A 24,329-nucleotide genomic window follows, 5' to 3' on the forward strand; every position below is an offset into this window, starting at 1 on the left:
GCGAAGTTCACTTTCCTCTGCTTGAATTAAGGCCTTAACAAAAACAAAGAGGCCGCGCCATGGTGACTTTTAAGTATGCCCTCAACCAAGACGACATCGAGTTGCAAGCCAGTGATTGGTGCGGATTAGAACAAATTTTTATCAACGGTAAACGTGTTTCGAGTAAGCTTAATTTTGGTCAGCAGAGTGAACATTCTCTGATGTTAAACGATGGAAAACCCGCCAAATTACAACTGTTGCTCGACCCGATGACGGAACAACTCATCTGTCGGATTTATAAACAAAACAACTTGGTCGCGAGCCTAAAGCAAGGAAAGAAAGAACTCTACCGCAGCCGCCAGCAGATCCAACAAAGCATGTTAGCCATTGGCGTCGTCATTGTGTTCTTGCTCACCCTTGGTTAATGACAGCTAGCTCTCTTATAGGGCAGAGAAAGCTAGCACAGCTTGATAGTATCAGCTTCGATGCAAACTAAGTGACTTGCTTGATAATTTCCGCTACCCGCTGTCACAGTGGTAATTGATAACTTTTGCTTATTACTGCCGTTTTCAATTAAGAGTGCTTTCAAGACCGTGCCATCACGGACAAAGCTCACCGCGCCAGCAAAGTCCCCAACATTTAAGTCACGATAGAGTTTAACTGTCACACTGCCTATGGAACGCGGCTCTAGGCGTCCCTCTTCGATCACTAAGCTGGCACCGCTTGCGAGCTTAATAGACTGAATAAAGCTACCACTGGCATCACATTCTTGAGGAGATGCAGTCTGTTGAGGCTTAGGTTTTGATTTATTGATATTAACCGAGCAGGCGCTTAATAGCGGAATAACACATAATGCAACGAGTAGCGTTCTCATAACGACTCCTTTGAAAGGTTCACATTATTAGAGCCTAGGCAAAGCAAGTGTGCAAGCGTTACGAATAAATTGTCAGGGAAGTGGCTAAAAACGATTTATCTTGTTGAGGAGCTTCAAAAAGGTTGTGCGCTCATCCACGGCCAAGTTATCTAAAAAGGCTTCATTGACTCGCTCAGCCTCTCTAACCAAGTCCTGTTCAAGCGCTTTACCACTGTCGGTAAGGTATATTTGAAAGGCACGGCGATTCTCGGCATCCTGATGACGGGTAATTAATCCCTGCTGCTGCAACTGGTCGAGAAGACGAGTCATAGTGTAATTAGCCACATCACAACGCTTAGATAGGGTGGTTTGAGTGACGCCCTCCTCTTGCCAGAGTGAAAACAGCACTGGCCACAGCTTAATATCTAATTGGTATCTTTTAAGACGTTGATCTAACAAGTTTTGTAGATCGACATTAAGATGAGACACCAAGTAACCTAGGCTCTCCAAACGATTCAATCAGCACCTCCAAGGCTCTTTCGGGCTTCATCTAATCTTATCACTTACGCCAAAAGAAACTAGTTTTAGAGAGGGTTTATTGCTTAGTTTCAACCAAATGGCCTATAAATCACAGGCTTAACACTCAACTATTTAGCTAGTTCAATTTTGTTCTAATCAGACAACAAACTCACCAATAAAACGGTAAAAACAAGCACGGTTTAGTTTGGCCTCAATACCTCTATCTAGCGTCAAGGTAACACTGTCTTCGCCGATAATAAACTTCTCATAGCTTGCAATAAGGTGCTCGGTATTAATACTCGATTTAATCGAAAATAACCCATCGCATCGGCGTTCATAATCCACTATCACTAAAGCCTGCTGCGCCACAGCGACCCGCAGTTTTTCAGCCGGCGTAATGAGGAAATATTGATTATCTATTCGATTTAAAATGCTGCTAAATAACTTACAGAATTTAACTGGCAACTTCTCATCTTTATAAAACCAGTCGCCATTGGCATTAATTTCAAATATCGCCTCCTCGCTACATAAAGACGTATCGTTGGTTAGCGAAGATATTGCATCGGTCGCTTGCGTTAACTGTACGTTTTTCGATGTCATCAAAATCTCTTCTATTTCAGCATTTGAGTCATAATGTTGCTGTATTTAATAGTAAAAAACTAGCCAGTGGCTAGTTTTTTACATCATACAATTACAGTAAAGACAACAAGGCTTCAAGCGGGTGTTTCGGCTTAAAGCCACTAAATCGCTTAACCTGACTTCGACAGGAATAACCCGAGATCAATACCTGAGATTGAGGTAACTTGGTAAGCGTTTTCTCCCATGACATTTCATAAAGCGCTTTAGAGCGTTCAAGATTTTCCGCTTCATGGCCATAAGTTCCCGCCATACCGCAGCAGCCTAGATTCACCGTGTGCAGCGTTGCACCAAAGTGTTCAAAAATCCCTTTCCACTCGTTTGCTGTATTGGGTTTTGCCGTGGATTCTGTACAGTGACTAAACCAGGTAAACTCCGTCTTAGGGAAATCAGATTTTCGCTCCTGAGGTGCTTTACCCTCAAATACCTCTAGTAACCATTCATTGGCAAGTTTGACGTGGAAATCTCCACGGGCGCCACCTAAAACTTCTGCATATTCATCGCGATAACAGAGCACCAGAGCAGGATCAATGCCGACCATTGGTATATCGAGCTTGGCCACCTGATTAAGAAAATCGGCAGTCGACTTTGCCGTGCGCGCAAACTTATCTAAGAAGCCTTTAATATGGATAGGCTTGCCATTAGGTTTAAATGGCAGTAACACAGGCTTTAAGCCTAGCTTTTCGATTAACTGCACAAAGTGATAAACCGTTCCAGCCTCATAAAAGGTGTTAAATGGGTCCTGCACGACTAACACGTATTGACTGCGCTCAGACCCTGGAATTTGCTGTAGCGCCGTTAAATCATAGCCACGACTTGCATGTCCTTCGAGTCGTTGCTTTAAAGTGGGTACCGACAACGCTGGTGCGTCAACATAGCCAAGGGATTTCTTGATGACCCACTTGCTTAGGCTGTTTTGAGAAACCGCATTGACTAACCTTGGCGCAGAGGCCATCAATGGTAGAGAGTCCTCGATCCCTGCAACTAAGTAATCTTTTGCTGGGCGCAGGTAACGGCGATAATAAAGGTCAAAGAACTGTGCTCTAAACTTTGGCACATCGACTTTAACTGGGCACTGGCTCGAACAGGCCTTACAAGCTAAGCATCCCTTTAGAGACTCCATCATTTCATGTGAGTAATCATACTCCTTGTCAATTTTTAAGGAGTTTTGCGCACGCTGTAGCCAGCCTAAAGGCTTACTGCGGCTGAGTTCATTAACATCTATACCTTCTGCCTCAAGCAACCTTAACCATTCACGCATTAAGCCTGCACGACCTTTAGGAGACTGTACTCGATCGCCAGTGACTTTAAATGACGGACACATAGGCGAATAAACACTGTAGTTAAAACACAGACCATTGCCGTTACAGTTCATCACATCGGGAAACGCTTCACGGGTTTTAACTGGAATTTGTCTATCAAATGCGCCGCGTTTAACGCTGTCGACATTATAGAGCATAGGACCGCTGTTTTTCGGTGCCACCAGCTTCCCCGGATTGAGCTTATTATTGGGGTCAAATAATCCCTTAACCTCTTCTAATATGCCATATAGTTGCTCACCGAACACCGCTGGACCATATTCGCCGCGCACGCCTTTACCATGCTCACCCCACATTAAGCCGCCATATTTGAGAGTTAGCTCAGCCACTTGATCGGAAAGCGTTTTAAGGAGTATTTCATCTTGCTCATCACACATGTCCAGTGCTGGTCGCACGTGCAGTACACCCGCATCCACATGACCGAACATGCCGTATTGTAACTGGTGACTATCAAGCAGCGCTCTAAACTCTAAAATAAAGTCGGCTAACTTCTCTGGAGGCACAGCTGTGTCTTCGGCAAACGCGATCGGCTTACGCGCCCCCTTTGCAGCGCCTAACAAGCCCACGGCTTTCTTGCGCATGGCATAGATGGTATTGATGCTGGCCTTATCGGATGTAACTTGATAGCCAAGCAAGCCCGCTTCGCTTTGAGCTATTTGAGCCGTCAACATAGCCTCAAGTTTAGCGACTCGCTGCTCGACATCAGCTTGCGAGCCTGCAAACTCCACCATATTAAGGCCATCAATTTCTTTGCCCGGCACATCGGTGATCAGCGAGGATACCGAATGCCAAATGATGTCTTCTTTAGCAAGGTTAAGCACCTTAGAGTCGATAGTTTCAACCACAGTGGCATTGGCTTTAACCAAATCGGGAGCGTGACGTAAAGCCGACTCAAATGAGTCATACTTGATGTTAACCATCATGCGACACGTGGGCAAAGGCGTGATATTAAGCTTTGCCTCAGTGATCACCGCAAGCGTGCCTTCTGAACCGGTTAAAATTCGCGAAAGGTCGAAATGCCCTAAGGTGTCATCCCAAACATTTTTCAGGTCGTATCCGGTCAAAAAACGATTTAATTTAGGGAAGCGTTGTTCGATCTGTTGACGATTATCTTTACAGATCTCGGCAATACTAGAAATTAACTGCTGACCCAAGGGGTTATCTGTAACTGAAGCAATATTACCTAGCTGTTCATGATTTAATGGCTGAGTTTTAAGCTCACTGCCATCAAACAAGATGCTGCTTAAGCCAAGTACATGGTCAGAAGTTTTACCATAAACCAATGACCCCGCTCCTGACGCATCAGTGTTGATCATGCCGCCCAATGTGGCACGATTTGATGTCGATAAGTCAGGACTAAAGAAAAAACCATGGGGACGAAGCACATCATTGAGAGCATCTTTAATGACTCCCGCTTGCACCCTTACCCAGCCTTCTGTCGCATTCACCTCTAGGACTTGATTCATGTAGCGTGACATATCAACAATAATGCCATGGGTTAACGACTGGCCATTGGTGCCTGTACCACCACCTCTTGCACTAAAGACCACCTGTGCAAACTCATCTTGGCTAGCAAGCTTTAGTGCTATCTGAACATCTTGAGTCGTTTTTGGATAGATCACCGCCTGAGGTAAAAACTGATACACAGAGTTATCGGTCGCCTGTGCGAGGCGAGCACTGTAGCGAGTATCGATATCTCCTGTAAAAGCCCCCTCTTCAAGGGTCGTTAAAAAAGAAAGATAGGTCGGTTCTAGGGTCTGCTGATGCGATAACTTGGGTAACATGATTACTTCTGTCAGTTGTTATTCTTAAGTTTGTGGCTCATTATAAACAAAAAAAAGCCGCTAAATAGCGGCTTTTTTAATGTTTTTAACAAAATGTTAAATCGCGCAGATTTAACACTTCATTTAGGCCAAAAAACTACACGATAATATTAACCGTGAGCTTCAGCTAGATATAACCAAGTATCGATAACAGTATCAGGGTTTAGCGATACAGTATCGATGCCCTGCTCAACTAACCAAGCCGCAAAATCAGCGTGATCTGATGGGCCTTGGCCACAAATACCTACGTATGCGCCCTTAGCTTTTGCCGCTTTAATTGCCATGGCAAGTAGAGCCTTAACCGCGTCGTTACGTTCATCGAATAGGTGGCTGATGATCCCTGAATCACGGTCTAGACCAAGAGTCAGCTGAGTTAAGTCGTTTGAACCGATAGAGAAACCATCGAAGTGCTCTAGGAACTGATCCGCTAGTAGTGCGTTAGATGGTAGTTCACACATCATGATAACGCGTAAGCCATCTTTACCACGCTCAAGACCTTGCTCTTTAAGAAGCTCAATCACCTGCTCTGCTTCGCTCAATGTACGAACGAATGGGATCATGATTTCAACATTCTTAAGACCCATCTCATTGCGAACACGCTTAATCGCTTCACACTCTAGCGCAAAACAATCACGGAACGATTCAGAGATGTAACGGCTTGCACCACGGAAGCCCAACATTGGGTTTTCTTCTTCTGGCTCGTAACGGTCACCACCTACCAAGTTAGCGTATTCGTTTGACTTAAAGTCAGACATACGAACAATCACTTTCTTTGGATGGAATGCCGATGCAATAGTCGCGATACCTTCAACTAGACGCTCAACATAGAATTCAACTGGAGACTCATAACCTGCGATCATCTCGTGGATCTCTTGCTGAAGTTCAGCAGTCTGATCATTGAATTCAAGCAGGGCTTTAGGGTGAATACCGATCATACGGTTAATGATGAATTCAAGACGTGCAAGGCCGACACCTTCGTTAGGAAGACGAGCGAAGTCAAATGCGCGGTCTGGGTTACCCACGTTCATCATAATCTTCATCGGCAGTTCTGGCATTGAATCTACACGTGATGAAATCACTTCAAAATCTTGTAGGCCACTGTAGATGTAACCGGTATCGCCTTCGGCACAAGAAACGGTAACTTCTTGACCATTTTGAATGCGCTCAGTGACATCGCCACAACCAACAACTGCTGGAACACCTAGCTCACGTGCAATAATCGCAGCGTGACAAGTACGGCCACCACGGTTAGTTACAATCGCGCTTGCACGCTTCATGATTGGTTCCCAGTCTGGGTCAGTCATGTCAGTAACTAATACATCACCTGGTTGAATTTGGTCCATATCGTCGATTGACTTAAGTACCTTAGCGACACCTTTACCAATCTTGTGGCCGATTGCGCGACCTTCAGAAACCACGTCACCTTGTGTTTTTAGGTGGTAGCGCTCGATTAACTGCACATCTTCACGTGAGCGAACAGTTTCAGGACGCGCCTGAACGATGTACAACTTACCATCGTTACCATCTTTAGCCCATTCGATGTCCATTGGACGACCGTAGTGCTTCTCGATAGTCATCGCCTGCTTCGCAAGCTCTTGTACTTCTGCATCATTGATTGAGAACTCGCGGCGCTTATCTGCTGCAATATCTTCAATCTTAACTTGCTTACCATGAGACTCATCGTCTGAGTAAACCATCTGGATAAGCTTGCTACCAATATTACGACGTACAACCGCTTTATGGCCTGCAACTAGTGTTGGTTTATGAACGTAAAACTCGTCAGGGTTAACCGCGCCTTGAACAACCATTTCACCTAGGCCAAATGATGAAGTAATGAATACTACGTCATTGTTACCAGACTCAGTGTCCATGGTGAACATAACACCAGAAGCAGCTTTGTCTGAACGCACCATACGCTGAATACCAGCAGATAGTGCGACACCTTTGTGGTCATAACCTTGGTGAACACGGTATGAGATGGCGCGATCATTAAACAAAGAAGCAAATACATGCTTAGTTGCTTCTAAAACGGCGTCATAACCCTTAACGTTTAGGAAAGTTTCTTGTTGGCCAGCAAATGATGCGTCTGGCATATCTTCTGCTGTCGCTGAAGAGCGAACTGCGAAAGATGCATCATTTGTTTCAGAGCTAAGCTTTTCGTACGCTTCGCGAACCGCTTGCTCAAATTCTGGATGGAATGGGGTATCGATAACCCACTGTCTGATCTGTGCACCTGCTGTAGCGAGTGCGTTCACGTCATCTACATCTAGAGCTTCTAGAATTTCGTATATCTTCTGGTTAAGTCCACTTTGTTCAAGAAATTCATTGAACGCAAAAGATGTTGTCGCAAATCCACCAGGCACTTGAACACCTGCATTTGAAAGATTGCTAATCATCTCACCAAGAGAAGCGTTCTTACCGCCGACCTTGTTGACGTCACCCATGCCTAATTCTTGATACCAGAGTACGTATTGCTGCACAGTTTTTATCTCCGCAAGTATATTTTAGTGTGGCTCTTCACACGAGAGCAGCAGCATCTTACACTCCACGGCAAGAACCGTAAATGTATAATTTTATTTGTAATTTTATTACTACAAGAGGCCGAAATGTTACGTAAAGTATTTTATATCTCAGATGGGACAGCGATCACAGCAGAGGTATTTGGGCATGCAGTGCTTTCTCAATTTCCACTTGAGTTTGATGCACTTACAATTCCATTTGTAGAAACAGAAATGAAAGCGGAAGCTGTTAAAGCACAAATAAATGATTGTTTTATTACAACAGGTGAAAGACCACTAGTTTTCCACTCCATCGTAAAACCTGAGATCAGAGACATCATCTATAGCAGTGAAGGCTTAGATTATGACTTTTTGAACACTTTTGTCGCGCCATTAGAGAAGCAACTAGGTGTTGCTGCTGCACCAGCCCTGCACCGTACCCATGGTAAAGCCAATGAAAGTTATGAAGCGCGTATCGATGCTATCAACTACGCCATGGAAAATGATGACGGCCAAACCATGAAGCATATGGATAAAGCTGACCTTATTTTGTTGGGGGTATCCCGTTGCGGTAAAACCCCATCGAGTCTCTATCTTTCGATGCAATTTGGTATCAAGGCGGCAAACTATCCATTTACCGAAGATGACATGGATAACCTTAAACTGCCTGAAGCTCTGAAACGTAATAAACATAAGCTATTCGGCCTGACTATCGATCCTGAACGCCTCCACGAAATTCGCCACAGCCGCATGTCTAATAGTCGTTACTCATCTCTACGTCAATGCCGTGTGGAAGTTAAAGAGGTCGAAATGATGTATAAGAAAGAACGCATACCTTTTGTGAACACCACAAATCATTCGGTAGAAGAGATCGCCACAAAAATTCTCGAAGAAACAGGATTAAAGCGCCATATGTTCTAATCTCGATAACCATTTTATCTCGTCAAGGAATCAAGGCTTTTTTAAAAAAGCCTTGATTTCATACCAAGTAATTTTCGCGATTATGAAAATTAGCCTCACTTTTAAGGCAATTGCCACTGTGCATAGCCAAACTATTAGTTATAATCCGAGGTAATCAGGCGATAGCCCATACGAACGCTCGGTATTTTGAATGACCATTAAAACAGACGAACTCCGCACTTCCCTTTTATGTAAGGTAATTTCACCTGCACAACTCGCTTCTGAATATCCTTTAACACAAGATGCCGCTGACTACCTAGTTCAGCAACGTCATGAAGTTGAAGCCATTATTAATGGTGAAGACCAACGCTTACTTGTGATTATTGGCCCTTGCTCAATCCATGACACTGAAGCAGCTTTAGACTATGCACAGCGCTTAGCCAAGCTCCACCAGCAATATAAAGATGATTTGTGTATCTTGATGCGTGTCTACTTTGAGAAGCCTCGCACCACGGTTGGTTGGAAAGGGTTGATTTCCGATCCAGACTTAGATGGCAGCTTTAGCCCGAACAAAGGCTTACGTAAAGCACGTCACCTATTACAGCAAATTACTGAACTTAAGTTGCCTATCGCGACTGAGTTTCTCGATATGGTCAACGGCCAATATATTGCCGACCTGATCACATGGGGCGCAATTGGAGCCCGTACCACAGAAAGTCAAATTCACCGTGAGATGGCGTCAGCGCTTTCTTGCCCGGTGGGCTTTAAAAACGGTACCGATGGCAATATCGATATTGCTGTTGATGCTGTGCGCGCCGCGCAGGCACCACATATTTTCTACTCACCAGATAAAGATGGTGCAATGGCTGTGTACCGCACTCACGGTAACCCATTTGGTCACATCATCTTACGTGGTGGTAAAGAGCCAAACTACCACGCTGAAGATATTCGAAAAGCCGCAGCGCAACTCGATAGCGTCGGTGTGACTCAGCGTATGGTTGTTGACTTTAGCCACGGTAACAGCCGCAAGATGCATAAAGAGCAACTCAACGTAGCCGAGTCTATTATTCAGCAGATGGTTAATGGTGAAACTGCCATCGCGGGTATTATGGCAGAAAGCTTTATCGAAGAAGGTAACCAGAAAGTCATACCTGGTGAAGAGCTAACCTACGGTAAGAGCATCACCGATGCCTGCATTCACTGGGAAGACTCAGAAAAGCTATTAAGTGATCTGGCGAAGGCTTCACGTACTCGTATGCAGCGCTTACAGCAAAAATAGTACTTAAAAACTCGAAGAAAAACGTACCCTCTCAATCAGTCGGTACGTTTTTTTATGCCGTTATTTTATCGAGTAGACAAAACTCGTTGATCCGTAAAACCAAGAGATATCACATTACACCTACCGTGTTTTACAGCAGAGAACTCCATTCTTTACGGTCGTCTCAGACAGTCCTCCAAGACAACCTGTTATAAAATTACAAAATCGACTATAATCTCGCCTCCAAATGCATAACCATAGGTTGCCGTATGCCTTTAACTCAAACTCCTTCGCAATTTCCCGAAGACGTAGCCCTTCGAATCGAACAGTCTGAAGCCCGTGTCATTAAAGCTGTATTCCCCTCTATTACTAATCATCACAACACCCTATTTGGTGGAGAAGCGTTAGCTTGGATGGATGAGACCGCATTTATCGCTGCGACCCGATTTTGCCGCAAAACCCTAGTAACAGTAAGCTCAGACAGAATCGATTTTAACAAGCCTATCCCTGCAGGTACTCTAGCCGAGCTCATTGCCCGCGTGATCCATGTTGGTAATACTTCAATTAAAGTTGAAGTCAATATTTTCGTGGAGGATATGTATCAAGATCTGAGAGAGCATGCTATTCGTGGTGTATTTACCTTTGTTGCCGTTGATGAACAAAGAAAGCCAACCGCTGTTTGGCCCCCCCATAATTAACAGGTATCACTCTCGATAAGCGCAAGCAGAACAGAGGGCTATCACCTTAGCCCTTTGCTATATAACTGCCGCTGTCATTCCGTAGCAATCATCTCTAAAAAGCTCATCACTACCACTTTAGACTAAAGTCTAACTTCTGCACTTATTTTAACAAATAGTAAGTTTTCAAGCTTAAAGCCATAGAATCCCTTGTCATTTATCTGTTACATTGAACTATCTTCACGCGCAACCAACACAACCTTATAAAGCCATGAAGCCTGAAAATTTAAATATTATTATTGCCGATGACCACCCGTTATTTAGAAATGCTCTAAGACAAGCTTTATCGTCTGAGTTTAAAAATACCCAATGGTTTGAAGCCGATAGCGCCGATGCGCTGCAAGCCCTACTCGAAATAAGCGACATTGAATATGATGTGGTGTTATTAGATCTGCAGATGCCTGGCTCCCATGGTTACTCTACGCTGATCCACCTAAGAACTCATTTTCAAGACTTACCTGTGGTTGTAATCTCAGCTCATGAAGATAACCTCACCATCAGTCGCGCAATCCATTACGGTAGCTCCGGCTTCATTCCAAAGTCGTCTTCGATGGAAACTTTAGCAGAAGCTCTAGAAGCCGTTTTATTTGGTGATGTTTGGTTACCTCAAGGCGTTGAACTTCAAGAGATAAATGAAGATGAAACTAACTTGATGGCCAGTAAACTTGCAGATCTCACGCCACAGCAATATAAAGTGCTACAGATGTTTGCCGAAGGCCTGCTTAATAAGCAGATCGCTTATGACCTAGAGGTCTCGGAAGCGACCATTAAAGCCCATGCAACCGCGATATTTAGAAAGCTTGGGGTCAGAAACCGCACCCAAGCAGTAATAGCCCTGCAACAACTGGAGATGGAGAAGGTCGACCTCTAAGTCGGCGTCCCCCTTACTTTGCTAGCTTCGACTGTAAAAAATCCGCTGACAAATTATTGCAGCGGATTTTTTATGACTGACATTTACATCAGCTTTATCTATGTCACTTTATCGAAAGTTTTCCATCACCTTGTAGTACATCATACCCAGCGCCAATGCTTGATTACCAAACCACTCATTAAGTGGAATACGGTAATGAGACATCTGTGCAAATAAATCAAACTCTTGCAACTCCCCAGCTACGGCATTTGCCACAATTTCGCCCATAATATGAGATGTAGCCACACCATGGCCTGAATAACCTTGGCAGTAATAGACATTTGGCGACACTTTACCCAACTGAGGAATACGATTAAGTACGATGCCCGCCATTCCTGTCCAACCAAATTCAATGTCGACACCTTTCAATTGCGGAAAAGTGCGTTCAATCGCTGGCCTTAGCTCTCCGGCAACATCTTTTGAGTCGCGTCCGGAGTAATTGGTCCCTCCCCCAAACATCAGGCGGTTATCTGCCGTTAAGCGATAATAGTCGAGGACAAAACGTGTATCATAAACAGCTACATCTCTTGGGATCAGGCTTTGTGCTAACTCAGGATCTAGTTGCGCCGTGGCGCAGTTCCCCAAGGACGCAGGAAATAGCATCCCACGTAATTTTTTACGGGCCAGCCTATGGTACGCGTTACCAGCTATGACCACACGATTGGCGACCACTTTGCCTTTGGCCGTTGTTACTGTTGCTAGGGCGCCATCGTCAATATCAAGCACCGCTGAGTGTTCAAAGATCTGTGTTCCAAGACCTGCTGCGGCTCTCGCCTCACCAATACAGAGATTAACTGAGTGCAGATGCATATTACGTTTATTAAGCAGTCCACCGTGATACAGAGGCGTGCCGATATACTCAGCTAGCTCAGCTTTAGTGAGCATAGCTAAATCGCTTTCCATACCTCTAAGGCAAGCTTCGGCATAGGTTTTCTCAAGCTCTCTTAAATGGCTGACCTTGTACGCCGTATGAAGGTGACCAAACTTTAAGTCACAATCGATATCATACTTTTTTACTCGTTGTTTAATGATCTCATGCCCACGCCAACGCATATTCCAAACATACTGTTCTGCATCGCTACCAATACGCTTACGAAGCTGCTTAGTCATCGCCTCGTCACCAGATAGGCTTCCGGTTACCTGTCCGCCATTGCGTCCGGTTGCGCCCCAACCAATTTTATTGGCCTCAAGTAGCGCGACTTTGTAGCCTTTTTCACTAAGCTCTAACGCCGTAGCCACACCAGTAAAACCCCCACCAATAATCACTACATCAACCCGAAGCGCCCCCTCTAACTCAGGATAATCCGTTTCATTATTAATCGTTGCGTTGTAATAAGAGTTGCAGCGTGGCTCAGACATCTTCATTCCTTTTGAGTAATCGGTTACTTCTTGTTTTATATTTTTTACAAAAAAAATAATTTGTTCAGTATATCCATCAAAAACTAAGCGGGTCAAGGTTTGAAAAATACCAAGTAGAAATTGATGTTTTTACCAGGTTATCGCCATGCCAGTTTGGGCTTTCTCTATTTCCTGCCTTGGTGTCAGTAACTTGTCGAGTCTATGTTCACCTACTATCTTCAATAGTGAATGTCTAAGTTATCAAACGTTAAATAATGTGTTTTGGACAGTCAGCGAGCAGTTATATTTCAGTTTACAAAGATAGATAAAATCATTTAAAAACAAAGGAAAGCGACATGAAAAAACTCGGTATCGCACTCATTGCTTTAGCCCTAAGTGCTTGCGCATCTTCACCTGCCACATGGAAAGGTATGTCAGAAAGAGACATTGCTGATTGGAAGGAGATTGGTTTTAACGCTGAACAAGCACAAGCATGGAAAGGTGCAGGGTTTAACGCGGAGCAATCTAGCGGATGGGCCAATGCTGGCTTTAATTTAGAAAGTGCTCAAAGTTGGAAAAATCAATCTTTTAACCCTGAAGAAGCAAAGAGTTGGAAAACCGGTGGCTTCGATGTCGAATCTGCAGTTGAAGCACGGGATAAAGGTCTTACTCCGGTGAAAGTTGAATAGTTCCTAGCCGGCATAATAAAGACGCTTTAAACCGTGTCTTTATTATGCCGCGCTTTGAGTTTTACCCTAGCCTCTTTTCACTAAACTTGAGATCAAGGCTCTCAATGCTGCAGGCTTCACCATCTTCGCCATGTAATGATACCCTCGGCGTTGCATGTCATCGATTAACTCTTTTTGGGTGTTCGCGGTAATTAGAATTCCGGGTAAGTGTTCTCCATAAAGGTTTCTTATTCCATCCATGGCATCAACACCATTTTGCCCATGATCTAAATGATAATCGGCAAGCACGATATCGGGGGCGACGCCTTTTAAGCCGAGCTTAATACGTGCATCGGCCAGATCGCTTGCGCAAATCACCTCGCATTGCCAGCGACTCAATAGGCTTTCAAGGCCTGCTAAAATAGCCTCCTCGTTATCGATACACAGCACCTTTACCCCAGCAAGAGGCTGTAATAGCGAAGGCACTTTTTTAGGCTTAGGAGCGGTATTCTTTTTACCAATGGGGACACGTATTGAAAAAATTGATCCTTTGCCAAGCTCCGAACTCACATTTATCTCATGGGATAACACCCGACTAATTCTGTCGGCAATAGCTAGCCCAAGTCCTAATCCACTGACGCTCTTACTCTCTGGATTATCCAGTCTCTTAAACTCTTTAAAGATCTCTGACGTTTCACTTTCATCGATACCGCAACCGGTATCTATGACTTGAATTTCAAGCTCTTCACCACGGCGACGACAGCCTAGCAGGACTCTATTTCCCTTGGCGTAACGATAGGCATTAGTGAGAAAGTTTTGCAGCACTCTTCGCAGCAGGCTCGGATCTGAGTTGATGGTTACCGAACTAGAAACAAAACTGAATTTAATCAAACAATCCTTGGACATAGCATCAAACTCGACGGCTAATCCATCGATTAAATCGGCAATGGCAAAATCACGCCGATTAACTTCCACCATATCGGAATCAAGCTTAGAGATATCAAGTAAGTCGGTAAGTAACTCTCCCGCGATTTTCAGCGAGCTATTGACATGGTTAAGAGTCGTTTTTCCCTCCTGATCCAGATTTGGGTACTGAGATAAAGAAGCGGTAAACAGCCTAGCCGCATTTAAAGGTTGCATTAGATCATGACCCACTGCAGCCAAGAATCGACTTTTAGAAGCATTGGCGTTTTCTTCTTGCGCCTTTGCCTCTAAAAGTTGGCTGTTGAGCATAGATAGCTCATAAGTACGCTCTTTAACTCTAGCTTCTAATGTCTCATTGGCTTGCTGGAGTGCCTTTGCTTGCTGACGGTACTGAGTAATATCGGTAAAGGTCATCACAAAACCACCGCTAGGCATAGGGTTACCTTGAATTTTGATCACCTTGCCATCTTTACGTTGTCGCTCAGAGACATGAGGTGTGCCATTACGCATATGTTGTACGCGTTTTTCCACCTGCTCCTCTATCTCTCCCTCACCACAAAAACCTCGGGTAGCATTAAAGCGCACCACATCACTGATAGGCATTCCCGCCTGAAGGAAGTTTTCAGGGTAGTCATATAGCTCGGCATATTTATAGTTCCATGCGACGAGGTTTAGATCTTTATCGACCACACTCATGCCTTCATAGGCATGTTCAATCGCGCCGCGCAGCATATCTTGACTTAAGATAATTTTCGATGAAGCTTCATCAACAAGGCTAAACACTTCATCTAGGGCCAAGTCACGGCCCTGAAGTACGGAGTCTAGAACGAGAGAGGCGCTAGATGCGCCCAAGACACCGGCTAACATATGTTCGGTATGAGCGATAAGTTCTGGCGATGCAGCCTTATGCCAACTATCACTTTTTACCGCTTCTTCGGAAAACGCAGAAAAGCTTTCATAAGCTCGTGTTGGGCTAACAAAGCGACTGGCTAAAATAAGTAAATCCTGTTGTGAAACAGGCGCACTTTTACGATTGGTATCTTTTTTTAGCTGACCTGGCGTCACAAAAGCACTCGCTTGCATACGCTCGGCAACTCCTGCTCTAAACCAAACTGAGCCCAACATATAGCAAGCACAATTTGCCAGTAGTGCAATTAAAATGTCACGCACATTAGGAGTAATTGATTCAAGCAGTGCAAAATCTGTGGTAACAATTGCTGGAGAATCGATAGCCCCCTGCAACAGAATATAACACCACAAACTAAAGCCAACACCAAGACCCAAAAATACGCCACCTCGATTGCCATGTTTCCAATACATCCCCCCTATCAGCGCAGGGGCAAGCTGTGCAAAGGCACCAAAAGACAACATTCCTAACGATGACAAGGAATCGTTATCCATAAAGGAGAGATAACTGAAGTAACCAAAGCCCAGAATTAACATAATCGCTAGGCGCCGCGCATTTAATAGTAGCTGCGAAAATTGGCTAAAATTTTTCTCTTTTATTTGCCCTGTGCGCAGCATCAATGGCACCAGCCATTCATTACTCACCATGACACTAATGGTCACCACCGCGACTATCACCATGCCAGTTGCCGCCGAGAGTGTACCTAAGAGCGCGACAACGGCAAGCCAAGGCTGATTAAGCGCAAGTGGCAAGTTAATCACATAAGTGTCAGCAGCCACTGCATCGCCCAGCAATAACTTGCCAGCCAGAGCCAAAGGGGCGACAAATATGCCAAACAACAGCAGATAGAGAGGAAATAACCAACGCGCCTTTAAGATGGTTTTCTCATTCTCACACTCCACCATCATCACGTGAAACTGGCGTGGCATACACAAAAAAGCAGCCATTCCCACTAACAGTTCTGGCATCAGCGATTCAATGCGGATATTGGGGGCATTAATTAACTCTCGCTCGTTGGCCTGCTGCCAAATATCGCCAAAGCCATCAAACACACCAAAACTAATCACTATTCCTACAAGTAAGAATGCCCCAAGTTTTACAAGCGACTCAAAGGCAATAGCCAGCATCATACCGGGGTTATGCTCGGTCGCATCAAGCTTGCGAGTACCAAATAAAATGGCAAAAACAGCCAAGATAGCGGTAATAATCAGTGAGACAACCCCGCCATCAAACAAGGCACCATCGGGCTGGAAAAGGTTAAGACTAAACACCATGGCTTTTAGCTGCAGTGCGATATAAGGCATGATCCCAAACAGGGCAATAAGCGTCACAATCGCAGCTAGAAGCTGAGACTTGCCATAACGGGCCGCGATAAAGTCGGCGACTGAGGTGATATTTTGCGCTTTTGACACAATCACCATCTTGCGTAGCAAGCTAAAGCCAAATGTAAAAATTAGGATGGGGCCGATAAAGATAGGGAGAAATGACCATAAGTCTTGCGCCGACTGACCAACGGTACCGAGAAAACTCCATGAAGAGCAGTATACGGCTAGACTCAAACCGTAGACCCAGGTCTGGATCCGCTTTGTGATCCCGCCAAACCATCGCTCCGCGCCCCAAGCGAGAAGAAACAACAGCAACACATAAACGATGGCAATGGAGCCAACCAACACGGTCAAGTTCATAGAGTTCTCTTTTTTTTTAACCTATTTTGCGGTAAAAAACGAATGAAATCCAGCCGAATTAAAATTACAAGCAACTAAAAAATAAGGATATTTAATTACTAGACCAAGGTCTAATAGAGAAAGAGCCCTCTCCCAATCCATACTCAGCTTACGCATTATTAGATAAGGGAAGCCCAATGAGCACGCAGTCTCTCTATAAAGTACCAAGTGAAATCGCTGCAAACGCACTTGTAAACGATGAACAATATAAAAAAATGTATCAGGAGTCGATTGTAAACCCTGAAGGTTTCTGGAGAGAACACGGTAACCGAATCGACTGGATAAAACCTTTTACTAAGGTAAAGAAAACCTCTTTCGATGACCACAACCTCTTTATCAAGTGGTTCTATGACGGCACGCTCAACGCATCAGCCAACTGTTTAGATAGGCACCTTGAAAACAATGCCGACAAACTGGCAATTATCTGGGAAGGCGATGATGCAAACGATCAACGCACACTGACCTATGGCGAATTGCACACCCAAGTCTGTAAGTTCGCTAATGCGCTGCGCAGTCAGGGCGTACGCCGTGGCGATGTGGTCACCATTTACATGCCTATGGTACCTGAAGCTGCAATTGCCATGCTTGCCTGTGCTCGTATCGGTGCTATCCATTCTGTTGTTTTTGGTGGCTTTTCACCTGATTCTATCGCCTCTCGTGTTATCGACGGAAATTCACGAGTCGTTATCACTGCTGACGAAGGCGTACGCGGTGGCCGGATCATTCCATTAAAAGCCAATATCGACGAAGCCCTTTCGCATCCAGATGTTAACTGCATCGAAAAGGTTATCGTGATGAAGCGAACCGGCGGCGATATCAACTGGGTTGAAGGTCGTGATATCTGGTGGGAATCATTAATGGAGACTGCATCAGAGCACTGTATTGCCGAAGAGATGGGGGCGGAAGATCCACTGTTCCTTCTCTATACCTCGGGCTCTACAGGTAACCCTAAAGGTGTGTTACACACCACGGGTGGTTACATGGTTTATGCCGCTATGACCCACGAGTATGTGTTCGACTATAAAGAAAATGAAGTTTATTGGTGTACAGCGGATGTAGGTTGGATCACCGGTCACTCTTATATGGTTTATGGGCCTTTAGCCAACGGCGCGACAGTGCTTATCCATGAAGGCGTACCAAACTACCCAAGTCCAGCCCGTTTGGGGGAGATGATTGACCGCCATAAAGTGAATATTCTTTATACGGCGCCTACGCTTATTCGCGCCTTAATGGCTGAAGGAAAAGAGCAATTTGCAGGCTTTGACGGTAGCTCATTACGTATTATGGGCTCGGTGGGTGAACCGATTAATCCTGAAGCATGGCGCTGGTACAACGATGTTATCGGCCATGAGAAGTGCCCTATTGTTGATACTTGGTGGCAAACAGAAACCGGCGGCATCTTGATCAGCCCGCTGCCGGGTGCCACTGATACCAAACCAGGTTCGGCAACTCGCCCATTCTTTGGGGTTCAACCCGCTCTTGTCGACAACATGGGGAATATCGTCGAAGGCGCTAACGAAGGAAACTTAGTTATCCTCGATTCTTGGCCGGGACAGATGCGCACCGTGTTTGGCGATCATGATCGCTTTGTATTGACTTACTTTAAAACCTTTAGAGGCATGTACTTTACCGGTGACGGTGCAAAACGTGACGAAGATGGTTATTACTGGATCACTGGTCGCGTCGATGACGTGATTAACGTATCGGGCCACCGCTTAGGTACAGCAGAAGTCGAAAGTGCATTAGTTGCTCATGAGCTTGTCGCCGAAGCAGCAGTAGTAGGTTACCCACATGACATTAAGGGACAAGGGATCTACGCCTATGTAACCTTAACCAAAGGCACAGTTGAAACCGAAGAGCTGCGTCAAGAGCTGCGCCAATGGGTTAGAAAAGAGATTGGCGCGCTAGCAACGCCAGATCTTATTCAATGGGCTGGCGGCCTACCAAAGACTCGTTCAGGCAAGATCATGCGTCGCTTCCTTCGCAAGATTGCGGCTAATGAGGTGAGCAATTTAGGTGACTCATCGACACTAGCAGATCCTGCCGTTATCGACACATTGATTGAGACCCGTCTAAACCGCAGTGAATAAACACTCAGCCAGTTAACAATTTCTATTGTTCGACTCCCTAGCCCCTCATTGAGGGGCTTTTTTTATCCCCTTTTCACCTCAAGGACAACAATATTAAAATCTGCCAAGATTTTGCTTATCGCATTGAACCAAATATGGGATCATTTCGGCAATAACATCGTTTTTAATTGGGTTCGTTTAGTGCAACTGAGAGATTATCAACAGCAATCTGTAGACGCGGCCATTAGCCATTTTAGAGCAAGTTCTGACTCTGCGGTTCTCGTGCTACCGACTGGTGCGGGAAAGAGTATTGTCATCGCCGAGCTTGCACGAATAGCGAAAGGCCGTGTACTCATTCTCACCCACGTCAAAGAGCTCGTTGCCCAAAATGCCGAAAAGGTCGGTTTACTCACCACAAAGGCAGAGATCTATTCGGCAGGCCTCAACCAAAAATCCACAGACGGCAAAACCGTGGTTGCCAGCATTCAGTCTGCAACAAAACAACCCGGGCAATTCGATGAACCATACAGCTTAGTGATTATTGACGAGTGTCACCGTGTTAGTCCGGATAAAGGTAGTCAGTATCAACAACTGCTCACTCACCTTAAATCAAAAAACAGTAAGATCAGGTTGCTAGGCTTAACAGCGACTCCTTACCGCTTAGATTTAGGTTGGATCTATCGCCACCACTATCACGGCAAGATAGGCGACACTGAAAAGCCTGTTTTTGAGAAGTGTATATTCGAGCTGCCGATGCGCCCTTTAATTAAGCGAGGATACTTAAGTCAACCCAAGATGTTTGACGGACTTAGTGCCCAATATGATTTTAGTGAGCTAACCGCATCAGCCACTGGCGAATATAATGAAAAAGAGGTTAACTCGATTCTCAATCATTGCGGCCGCGCAACCACAGCTATCGTGAAGCAATTAATCGCTCTTGGAGAACATCGGCAGGGTATTATTATTTTCGCGGCCACGGTCAAGCACGCCGAGGAGATTGTCACTAAGCTTGCAGGTGAAGCCGTTGCGCTCATTACAGCAAAAACTTCTCGCGATGACAGAGACTCCTTAATCGATGCCTTCAAAGCAAAGCAAATTAAGTATCTAGTTAACGTTGCAGTATTGACCACAGGTTTTGATGCCCCCCATGTGGATCTTATCGCCATATTACGCCCTACAGCCTCTGTCAGCTTATTTCAGCAAATGGTAGGACGAGGGCTTAGAATCGATAAAAATAAGGCTGAGTGTCTTGTTATTGATTATGCCGCCAACGGCTATGATCTGTTTTACCCTGAAGTTGGCCAACCTAAACCCAATAGCAAGTGTAAACCTGTGCAAGTTCACTGCCCTGTATGCGATTTCGCCAATATCTTCTGGGGACTCACCGATAATGATGGCGATATTATTGAGCACTTTGGCCGTCGATGTCAGGCACTAGTAGAAAGAGATGGACACAAGGAACAATGTGATTTTCGCTTTCGATCTAAAGCCTGCCCTAATTGCGGTGAAGAAAATGATATTGCAGCCAAAGTCTGTCACCATTGCCAAGCTATTTTAGTCGACCCTGATAAACGTTTAAAAGAAGTTCTACAGCAGAAACATCACCACCTGTTTAAGTGCCAGAGTATGCTCCTCGAAGCACAAGAGGATCGCTTAACCGTGCGTTATATCGATCTCGATGGCAACGATTTCTGCCGCTATTTTAAGATGCAAACACCTGCACAGGTCCGCGCAGTATTTGCGCTGTTTGTGTTTCCACATAGCCGCACTCCAGGAATAAAACATAAGAAATATAAAACACCACAACAACTCTGTGATGACGCCCCCCTCTTCAGGAAACCAGATTTATTGTTACTGAAGAAAGGAAAAAAAGGCTGGGATCTGATGGAAACCATTTTTGATTACAAAGGACGTTACCAAACCGAAAATTCTCATTTTGAGTTAAACGATTAACATGACCTCTAATATCGATTAGAACTATTGCAATGGCTATGATATAAAGTGCACAAGCTAAATTTGAGGAAGTTATTATGTTTGTAGTTATTTTCGGTCGTCCAGGTTGTCCTTATTGTGTGCGTGCAGTACAAGTTGCAGAGCAACTAACTGAAAAACGTGATGATTTTAAATTCAAATACGTAGATATTCACGCAGAAGGCATCAGCAAGGCGGATCTTGAAAAAACCGTAGGCAAGCCAGTTGAAACAGTCCCACAAATCTTTGTAGACAAAGAACATGTTGGCGGATGCACTGAGTTTGAGCAGTATGTAAGAGATAACGAATTAATGCCTGCTGCCTAATCATAAGTTGCAAGCATATAGAAAGGAGGCTACTGCCTCCTTTTTATTGACCTCTGCTAAGCTAGAGCACGTACTTCATCGAAAATATCACTCGATTTAACTCACCATCCATTCCATTTTCTTTCGTGTTTTTTGCATACATATACTCTACACCGACCGTTAACGGCTTAACTGGTGAGTAAAGCAAGTTAATATAACCAGAGTAGGAGTCTTTGTTGACGTTATTACCTATTAAGTCAACATTGTTCTCAGCTTTAAAACCCGAACCTGTAATACTTGTTCTCCACTTATCATTCCACCAATGACGATAAGAGATAAAGCCACCATAGGACTCGATAGTCTCAATGTCTCCGTTAGCATCAAGTACACCAGCATTTACATAATTAAGTGCCATGTAACGTCCCAGGCCTTCACCGTAGGTCGCAGACATCTTAATATCGTCCTGCCCAACAGGAATGACACCTGTAAAGCTCACACCATAGCCAAGCTCAGAAGCATCGACAGGGTTCGCTGTATCCTTATCCATTTCAACATTTAACTGACGCGCGATACCTGCAAACGTAAACGCCATTCCGCCCTCAGTCTTCATGTTATAACGCGCAACAAAATCTGGCACCATGCCACTGCCGCTCGTAATACGGCTTCCGGTTGGGTCTCGATAACCATTTACGGTTGTTTCAGGGTTCTCAACTGAGAACTGGAAGCCACCATTGGTGTAACGAATCATGGTTTGACGTACAAAAGGGGTACCATCAGCTGCCCCAACGAAATCTAAGTTCTCTGGTAACGCACCTGGATTTTGGAACGTTGTCCACATTTGGCCCGCAGCCCAATTATCGAAACTGACAAATGCCTGACGAATACGTGGAGAATAACTATTCGACACGCGTTCATTACCATCGGTATGGGTCATAAAATCAAGCTCAATAAAGCCAGTCAGTTTATGCCCATCAAGATCAGTTGACGTTTTAAAATTAAAACGTGACTCTCTCGCCTGAAAATCGACAACTTGCGTACCGTTGCTCGCATCACCGTATATCGTGCCGGGCACATAGAATTGGCGAGATAGACTACCTGAGCCTGGTGCACCGTTGCTGTAGTCACTGAACATCACATCGGCCTTAACATATCCACCAAACTTAAACTCTGTATCAGCTTGAGCACTAAAACTCATCGCTGCAATTGTTGCAGCGGCCAACACTGTTAATTTTGTTTGTTTCATTCCCTTTCTCCCAGATATTTTTATTATCCCTACAAAATATGACCGAGTTAACAACCCGACAACATTAGCAATAGGTCTATCAGACAAAGGTAGAACACTTACAGCTAATTAATCATATCCGCATTTAACGAATCAAATACTAGTCAATAATTATGCAAAGTGTTAATTTTCTAAAAGATAATTAGTTAAGTTGAAATTTATACCGCTGGAAGTCCTAGGTTGGAATCTATTTAAAACAGAAGCTGAGGCAGTAACAGTAGGCTAATAACAACATTTAACACCGAGTTACCAGTAAGACGCTATAACCCTAAAAAACAAATAGTTACAACGAAAGAATCGTAATTTTAGAGGATTGCCGCACCAAACTGCTAGACCATCCCCCTTATAGCAATAATGATATCTGAGTTAGCTAAATCAAGCTCCCCTGTTAACTCTTTAAAAGAAGTTCATTAGAGAGAATTTAAGATCTCTTTAAACCTATCCAATAGAATTTTTGCCGCTAAAAATCCGCCTATGTATATACAAACTCGCTGCTCGACTAAGAAACAATGGAGTAGCGACTGCATCAGCAGGATAAGAGATTAAGCGTTTTAACTAAGAATTAGCGGTTCATAAAGACCACAAACTTTCTAGCAATTGGTAATTTAGACTAATACAACTACACCACCATTTTAAACTAACGTGACTGAATCTATATTTATTTGATTATCGATTACCAGTTACAGAAATAGCTTACTAAAAGTCTGTTAGAAACTAAATGGAGTTTAAAAAGCGATGGATTATGAAGAGCTCGAACCTTCGACCAATGTGGATGTTAAGAGTAAAGCCAACTGCATGATCTATAACAAACGCGACTGAACTGACTAATGAATGTAAGTTAACCGGATATTTTTGAGATGAGGGAGGGAGTATTTCAAGAATAGAACAACAAGTGGTGGGTCGTGAAGGATTCGAACCTTCGACCAATGTGGAGGTTAAGAGTAAAGCCAACTGCATGATCTATAACAAACGCGACTGAACTGACTAATGAATGTAAGTTAACCGGATATTTTTAAGATGAGGGAGGGAGTATTTCAAGAATAGAACAAAAAGTGGTGGGTCGTGAAGGATTCGAACCTTCGACCAATTGGTTAAAAGCCAACTGCTCTACCGACTGAGCTAACGACCCATCTGGTTTTACTTCTACTTGTTTAACCACTGGCAGAAAAGTGGTGGGTCGTGAAGGATTCGAACCTTCGACCAATTGGTTAAAAGCCAACTGCTCTACCGACTGAGCTAACGACCCATCTGGTTTTGCTTCTACTTGTTTAGCCACTGGCAGGAAAGTGGTGGGTCGTGAAGGATTCGAACCTTCGACCAATTGGTTAAAAGCCAACTGCTCTACCGACTGAGCTAACGACCCATCTGGTTTTGCTTCTACTTGTTTAGCCACTGGTAGAAAAGTGGTGGGTCGTGAAGGATTCGAACCTTCGACCAATTGGTTAAAAGCCAACTGCTCTACCGACTGAGCTAACGACCCATCTGGTTTTGCTTCTACTTGTTTAGCCACTGGCAGAAAAGTGGTGGGTCGTGAAGGATTCGAACCTTCGACCAATTGGTTAAAAGCCAACTGCTCTACCGACTGAGCTAACGACCCATCTGGTTTTGCTTCTACTTGTTTAGCCACTGGCAGAAAAGTGGTGGGTCGTGAAGGATTCGAACCTTCGACCAATTGGTTAAAAGCCAACTGCTCTACCGACTGAGCTAAC

17 protein-coding genes and 5 tRNA genes are annotated in these 24,329 nt (G+C 44.4%); 9 read left to right on the forward strand and 13 right to left on the reverse strand.

The window, feature by feature from the left end:
* Positions 1-59: 59 nt before the first annotated feature.
* Positions 60-404 carry a hypothetical protein gene (locus L1D44_RS18090; protein WP_239892706.1) on the forward strand — a complete coding sequence of 115 codons (345 nt, stop codon included), beginning with the start codon at positions 60-62 and terminating at the stop codon, positions 402-404.
* Between the two features lie 32 nt (positions 405-436).
* On the opposite strand, the gene L1D44_RS18095 is transcribed toward L1D44_RS18090, so the two are convergent.
* The 5 genes from L1D44_RS18095 to ppsA all read right to left on the reverse strand — a co-directional run bounded on the left by L1D44_RS18095 (position 437) and on the right by ppsA (position 7,609).
* Positions 437-853 carry a PliI family lysozyme inhibitor of I-type lysozyme gene (locus tag L1D44_RS18095; RefSeq protein WP_239892707.1) on the reverse strand — a complete coding sequence of 139 codons (417 nt, stop codon included), beginning with the start codon at positions 851-853 and terminating at the stop codon, positions 437-439.
* 84 nt (positions 854-937) lie between these two features.
* Positions 938-1,351, reverse strand: coding sequence for a MarR family transcriptional regulator (locus tag L1D44_RS18100; RefSeq protein WP_220769738.1), 414 nt, complete (start codon positions 1,349-1,351; stop codon positions 938-940).
* Between the two features lie 156 nt (positions 1,352-1,507).
* Positions 1,508-1,951 carry a DUF1285 domain-containing protein gene (locus tag L1D44_RS18105; protein WP_239892708.1) on the reverse strand — a complete coding sequence of 148 codons (444 nt, stop codon included), beginning with the start codon at positions 1,949-1,951 and terminating at the stop codon, positions 1,508-1,510.
* Between the two features lie 91 nt (positions 1,952-2,042).
* Positions 2,043-5,090 carry an FAD-binding and (Fe-S)-binding domain-containing protein gene (locus tag L1D44_RS18110; RefSeq protein WP_239892709.1) on the reverse strand — a complete coding sequence of 1,016 codons (3,048 nt, stop codon included), beginning with the start codon at positions 5,088-5,090 and terminating at the stop codon, positions 2,043-2,045.
* Positions 5,091-5,239: 149 nt separating this feature from the next.
* A complete protein-coding gene (gene ppsA, locus L1D44_RS18115; protein ID WP_220769735.1) occupies positions 5,240-7,609 on the reverse strand; it encodes a phosphoenolpyruvate synthase in 2,370 nt (789 codons plus the stop codon).
* Between the two features lie 126 nt (positions 7,610-7,735).
* On the opposite strand from ppsA, the gene L1D44_RS18120 reads away from it, so the two are divergent.
* The 4 genes from L1D44_RS18120 (at position 7,736) to L1D44_RS18135 (ending at position 11,393) form a co-directional block, all read left to right on the forward strand.
* A complete protein-coding gene (locus tag L1D44_RS18120) occupies positions 7,736-8,548 on the forward strand; it encodes a pyruvate, water dikinase regulatory protein (RefSeq protein WP_220769734.1) in 813 nt (270 codons plus the stop codon).
* A gap of 190 nt (positions 8,549-8,738) precedes the next feature.
* Positions 8,739-9,806: a 3-deoxy-7-phosphoheptulonate synthase gene (locus L1D44_RS18125; protein WP_220769733.1), complete on the forward strand. Its 1,068-nt coding sequence runs from the start codon at positions 8,739-8,741 to the stop codon at positions 9,804-9,806.
* Between the two features lie 248 nt (positions 9,807-10,054).
* Positions 10,055-10,483 carry an acyl-CoA thioesterase gene (locus tag L1D44_RS18130; protein WP_239892710.1) on the forward strand — a complete coding sequence of 143 codons (429 nt, stop codon included), beginning with the start codon at positions 10,055-10,057 and terminating at the stop codon, positions 10,481-10,483.
* 250 nt (positions 10,484-10,733) lie between these two features.
* Entirely contained in the window at positions 10,734-11,393 is a 660-nt protein-coding gene (locus L1D44_RS18135; RefSeq protein WP_239892711.1) for a response regulator transcription factor, read from the forward strand.
* A gap of 108 nt (positions 11,394-11,501) precedes the next feature.
* On the opposite strand, the gene L1D44_RS18140 is transcribed toward L1D44_RS18135, so the two are convergent.
* A complete protein-coding gene (locus L1D44_RS18140) occupies positions 11,502-12,791 on the reverse strand; it encodes an FAD-binding oxidoreductase (RefSeq protein WP_275660528.1) in 1,290 nt (429 codons plus the stop codon).
* A gap of 335 nt (positions 12,792-13,126) precedes the next feature.
* On the opposite strand from L1D44_RS18140, the gene L1D44_RS18145 reads away from it, so the two are divergent.
* Complete coding sequence (locus tag L1D44_RS18145; protein WP_239892712.1) at positions 13,127-13,459, forward strand: hypothetical protein; 333 nt, start codon at positions 13,127-13,129, stop codon at positions 13,457-13,459.
* A gap of 66 nt (positions 13,460-13,525) precedes the next feature.
* On the opposite strand, the gene L1D44_RS18150 is transcribed toward L1D44_RS18145, so the two are convergent.
* Positions 13,526-16,954 (reverse strand): PAS domain-containing hybrid sensor histidine kinase/response regulator, encoded by a 3,429-nt coding sequence (locus L1D44_RS18150; protein ID WP_239892713.1) that lies wholly within the window; start codon positions 16,952-16,954, stop codon positions 13,526-13,528.
* 176 nt (positions 16,955-17,130) lie between these two features.
* Here L1D44_RS18150 and acs point away from each other — a divergent pair, with 176 nt between their 5' ends.
* The 3 genes from acs (at position 17,131) to L1D44_RS18165 (ending at position 21,359) form a co-directional block, all read left to right on the forward strand.
* The gene (gene acs / locus L1D44_RS18155; RefSeq protein WP_239892714.1) at positions 17,131-19,083 is read left to right on the forward strand and encodes an acetate--CoA ligase; all 1,953 of its coding nucleotides are present in this window, start codon (positions 17,131-17,133) and stop codon (positions 19,081-19,083) included.
* Between the two features lie 180 nt (positions 19,084-19,263).
* Positions 19,264-21,015: a DEAD/DEAH box helicase gene (locus L1D44_RS18160; RefSeq protein ID WP_239892715.1), complete on the forward strand. Its 1,752-nt coding sequence runs from the start codon at positions 19,264-19,266 to the stop codon at positions 21,013-21,015.
* Positions 21,016-21,092: 77 nt separating this feature from the next.
* On the forward strand, positions 21,093-21,359 hold the full coding sequence (locus L1D44_RS18165; protein WP_220769725.1) for a GrxA family glutaredoxin: 267 nt from the start codon (positions 21,093-21,095) through the stop codon (positions 21,357-21,359).
* A gap of 61 nt (positions 21,360-21,420) precedes the next feature.
* Here the strand turns inward: L1D44_RS18165 and L1D44_RS18170 are convergent, their stop codons facing one another.
* From L1D44_RS18170 to L1D44_RS18195, 6 genes are all read right to left on the reverse strand, one after another.
* Complete coding sequence (locus L1D44_RS18170; RefSeq protein ID WP_239892716.1) at positions 21,421-22,581, reverse strand: DcaP family trimeric outer membrane transporter; 1,161 nt, start codon at positions 22,579-22,581, stop codon at positions 21,421-21,423.
* A gap of 1,092 nt (positions 22,582-23,673) precedes the next feature.
* A tRNA-Lys gene (locus tag L1D44_RS18175) sits at positions 23,674-23,749 on the reverse strand.
* A gap of 41 nt (positions 23,750-23,790) precedes the next feature.
* A tRNA-Lys gene (locus L1D44_RS18180) sits at positions 23,791-23,866 on the reverse strand.
* 41 nt (positions 23,867-23,907) lie between these two features.
* Positions 23,908-23,983, reverse strand: a tRNA-Lys gene (locus L1D44_RS18185).
* A gap of 41 nt (positions 23,984-24,024) precedes the next feature.
* A tRNA-Lys gene (locus L1D44_RS18190) sits at positions 24,025-24,100 on the reverse strand.
* A gap of 41 nt (positions 24,101-24,141) precedes the next feature.
* Positions 24,142-24,217: transfer RNA gene (locus L1D44_RS18195), tRNA-Lys, on the reverse strand.
* Positions 24,218-24,329 lie beyond the last annotated feature (112 nt).

This window comes from Shewanella sp. Isolate13, assembly GCF_022398325.1.
Lineage (GTDB): Bacteria > Pseudomonadota > Gammaproteobacteria > Enterobacterales > Shewanellaceae > Shewanella.